The sequence below is a fragment of the Kitasatospora sp. NPDC057512 genome, assembly GCF_042802135.1.
GTDB lineage: Bacteria > Actinomycetota > Actinomycetes > Streptomycetales > Streptomycetaceae > Kitasatospora.
In genome coordinates this window covers 1-3329 of record NZ_JBHVET010000843.1, presented here as the reverse complement: position 1 = coordinate 3329, position 3329 = coordinate 1, and the positions used below count along the sequence as shown (strand labels likewise).

The window sequence follows — 3329 nt, the reverse complement described above, 5'->3', positions numbered from 1 at the left end:
GCCTTCCGGCCGACGGCGTCCTCCCTCTCCACTCGAACGTCACTCGAACGTCGAACGGGCGGTTCCGGCCGAGAAGTTCGGGTGCGGAGAAAAGGAATGCGGAAAGGGCCCTCCCCCGTCACCGGGAGAGGGCCCTTTCCGTCCCGTCGATCGGACGTCCCCTCTGGCGTCCGATCGGGCATTCGGCCTCCGACCGAGCGGCCGGGCCGGAAGCCGAACCAGCCTCAGGCCGCGGCCGTGGCCGCTCCGCCCTGGGCGGCGACGACGGCCGGCTTGGCGTCCTCCTCGTACAGGTCCCCGGACGGGTTGTTGTACGCGGCGACGTCCAGGATCTTCTCCCGGGCGGCGACCACGATCGGCACGACGACCTGGCCGGCGACGTTGGTCGCGGTGCGCATCATGTCCAGGATCGGGTCGATGGCGAGCAGCAGGCCGACGCCCTCCAGCGGCAGGCCCAGGGTGGACAGGGTCAGCGTCAGCATGATGATCGCGCCGGTGAGGCCCGCGGTGGCGGCCGAGCCGACCACCGAGACGAAGGCGATCAGGATGTAGTCCTTGATGCCCAGCTCGATGTTGAAGACCTGGGCGACGAAGATCGCGGCGACGGCCGGGTAGATCGAGGCGCAGCCGTCCATCTTGGTGGTGGCGCCGAACGGCACGGAGAAGGACGCGTACTCGCTCGGGACGCCGAGGCGCTCGGTGACGCGGCGGGTGACCGGCAGGGTGCCGACCGAGGAGCGGGAGACGAAGGCCAGCTGGATGGCGGGCCAGGCGCCCTTGAAGAAGTGCAGCGGGTTGAGCCCGGCGGCGAAGCGCAGCACCAGCGAGTAGACGACGAACAGCACCAGCGCGCAGCCGAGGTAGATGTCCAGGGTCAGCGTGGCGAAGGGCTTGAGCAGGTCCCAGCCGTACTTGGCGACGGACTTGCCGATCAGGCCGAGGGTGCCGAGCGGGGAGAGCCGGATGACCCACCACAGGGCGGTCTGGGTCAGCTCCAGCACGGACTCGCTGAGCTTGAGAACCGGCTCGGCCTTGGCGCCGAGCTTGATGATCGCCGCGCCGACCACGACCGCCAGGAAAACGATCTGGAGCACGTTCACCTTGGCGAACGAGTCGACGATGTTGGTCGGGAAGATCCCGGTCAGGAAGTCGATCCAGGTGCCCTTGGAGTCGAGCGCCTTGAGGCCCTCGGTCTTCAGGTTGGTGCCCTCGCCCGGGTTGGTCAGCAGGCCCAGGCCGATGCCGATGCCGACCGAGATCAGCGAGGTGATCATGAACCAGAGCAGCGTGCGGGTGGCCAGGCGGGCCGCGTTGGTGACGTTGCGCAGGTTGGCGACGCTCACCACGATCGCGGTGAACACCAGCGGCGGGACGGCGACCTTGAGCAGCTGGACGAAGATCTTGCCGATCGTCTCCAGGGTGGTGGCCAGCCAGGAGATGTCGGCGGCGCGGGCCAGGTAGCCGAGGCCGACGCCGAGCACGAGGCCGGCGACGATCTGCACCCAGAAGGGCGTCTTGCGGATGCGGGCGAGCACGGACGGCGACGAGGTCGCCTCGGGCGCTGTGGACATGGGGGAGCGTCTCCGGGGGAGGGCGTTGCTGACGGTGAGGTGGGGGCGGAGCAGGCGGCACGGCGCGGGGCCGGACGGAAGGGGTCGGCCCCCGGTCAGGGGCGTGCCGCCGCGGTACAGCTCGGGGCGGTACAGCGCATGGCGCGGCAACGGCCCATGGCGCGACAACGGCGCGGACTGTCCACAGCACCGGCCAGAGCACACGGGCGGGCGGCGCCGGGCAGCGGGCCCGGGCCGTGCATCCGCAGTGCGTCTGAGGCTGTCATGGCCGATACGTTAGCAGCAAAGGTTTGAGATGTTCAAAGTACTTGTTTGAGGTCACGGAGAGTCCCTGCCCACCCGGACCCCGCCGTGAACCCGCGATCCGGACACGAACGAAGCTGACGCCCCATCAGGGCGGCTCGGCGGTCCGATTGACCGCTGAACGGTTATACGTATAACTTTGGCGGCGTCCCCGCCCCTGCCTGCCCACCCGGAGAGGACGCCGATGGGCTACCTCGCCCTGCTCCGTGCCCCGCACGTCACCCGCCTGCTGCTCGGCACCCTGCTCGGCCGCCTGCCCGCCGGCATGACCGCCCTCGTCATCGCCCTCGCGCTGCGCGACGCCGGAGTGGCGTACGGCCGGGTCGGACTGGCCACCTCCTGCTACGCGATCGCCGCCGCCGTCGGCGGGCCGGTGCTCGGCCGGATCGTCGACCGCACCGGACAGCCGCGCGTCCTGCTCGCCTCCGCCGTGGTGGCCGGCGGCGGGTACGCGCTGCTCGCCCTCGCCCCCGGCTCCGCGATCGGCGCGCCGGTCGGGGCCGCGATCGCCGGCCTCGCCATGCCCCCGCTGGAGCCCTGCCTGCGCTCGCTCTGGCCGGACGTGGTCGAGGAGAAGCAGCTCGACACCGCGTACGCCTTCGACTCCGCCTCCCAGCAGATCCTCTACGTGGCCGGCCCGCTGGCCGTCGCCGCCATCTCCGGACTGTTCAGCCCGGTCGCCGCGCTCTGGGTGGCCGCCGGACTCGGACTGGCCGGCGCGCTGATCGTGGCCACCACCGGGCCCGCCCGGTCCTGGCGCGCCCCGGCCCGGGAGCAGTCCGCCGGGCTGCTCGGACCGCTGCGCTCCCCCGGGCTGGTCCTGCTGCTGGTCGGACTGGCCGGAGCCGGCTGGGCCGTCGGCGCGCAGAACGTGCTGTTCATCGCCTACGCCGAACGGAACGTCGGCGCGCTGCCCGGCGGCGGGGGCACCCTGCTCGCCCTGGCGGCGCTCGGCGGCCTGCTCGGCGCACTCGCCTACGGCACCGTCACCTGGCGGCAGACCACGGCCACCCGCACCTGGATGATGGCCCTCGCGATGGCCGCCTCCTACCTGCCACTGATCGCCCTGCCCGGGCCGTACCCGATGGCCGCGCTGGCCTTCCTCTCCGGGATCATGCTGGCACCGCTGCTGGCGGCGGCGTTCGTGCTGGTCGCCGAACTCGCGCCGACCGGCACCGTCACCGAGGCCTTCGCCTGGCTGGTGACGCTGTTCGCCACCGGCAACTCGCTCGGCTACGCCGTCTCCGGCAAGCTCGCCGAGGACTCGCTGCGCCCGGTGGCACTGTGCGCGGCGGGCGGCATCGCGATCGGCGGGCTGCTGCTGTTCGGGGCCCGGCGCTGGTTCCACCCGGCGCCGGTCGCCCCCGCCGAGCAGCCCGTCCCGGTGGGCTGACCCACCCCCACGAACGACCGCGCCCGCCGGCCCCCAGGTGGTAGGCGTCCAGCGGCTCACCC

At 72.2% G+C, this 3329-nt stretch carries 2 protein-coding genes; one reads left to right on the top strand and one right to left on the bottom strand.

Translation table 11 applies throughout. From position 1 onward, the window contains the following. Positions 1–224 precede the first annotated feature (224 nt). Complete coding sequence (locus ACFU6K_RS34635) at positions 225–1571, bottom strand: dicarboxylate/amino acid:cation symporter (RefSeq protein WP_049655677.1); 1347 nt, start codon at positions 1569–1571, stop codon at positions 225–227. Between the two features lie 487 nt (positions 1572–2058). On the opposite strand from ACFU6K_RS34635, the gene ACFU6K_RS34630 reads away from it, so the two are divergent. Further along, a complete protein-coding gene (locus ACFU6K_RS34630) occupies positions 2059–3267 on the top strand; it encodes an MFS transporter (RefSeq protein WP_380669918.1) in 1209 nt (402 codons plus the stop codon). The last annotated feature ends 62 nt before the right edge of the window (positions 3268–3329 follow it).